Annotated in this window: 1 pseudogene; it reads left to right on the top strand. The window is 66.7% G+C overall.

Annotated features, from left to right (window positions below):
• A pseudogene (locus V2J85_RS41005) lies at positions 1-393 on the top strand (hypothetical protein); the annotation flags it as partial.

Raw genomic sequence — 393 nt, 5'->3', positions numbered from 1 at the left:
AGCATCAAGCGCGCGGCAGCCGCCACCTTCGTCCCCGTCCTCGCCTTCCTGAGCACGCTGCTGTTCGCCGCGTCGCCCGCATCGGCGGCCACGCCCATCTCCTACGAGTCCGACGCGTGCACATCGGCGGGGAACAAATACTGCTTCGCCATCCACTACAACAGCAGGGGCGCCCAGACCTGGTACTCCGACAGCCCGTGCTTCGTCGCGAACAAGGACATCCCCGACTACTACGGGTACTCCCCGAACGGGGCCGTCCTCGTGCGCTACGTCTTCCGGGCGGGCCAGATATCCGGCACCGGGGCCACCTGTGTCCGCACCAACGAGGGTGACGGACAAGGCGTCAAGAACAACGCCGCGTCGGCGTCGAACGGTGAGTGCTCGGCGAAGTAC

The organism is Streptomyces bugieae, assembly GCF_036352915.1.
In the GTDB taxonomy this organism is placed as follows: Bacteria; Actinomycetota; Actinomycetes; order Streptomycetales; family Streptomycetaceae; genus Streptomyces; species Streptomyces endophytica.
The sequence above is the reverse complement of the archived record's forward strand: the minus strand, read 5'-3'. Positions and strand labels throughout refer to the sequence as shown.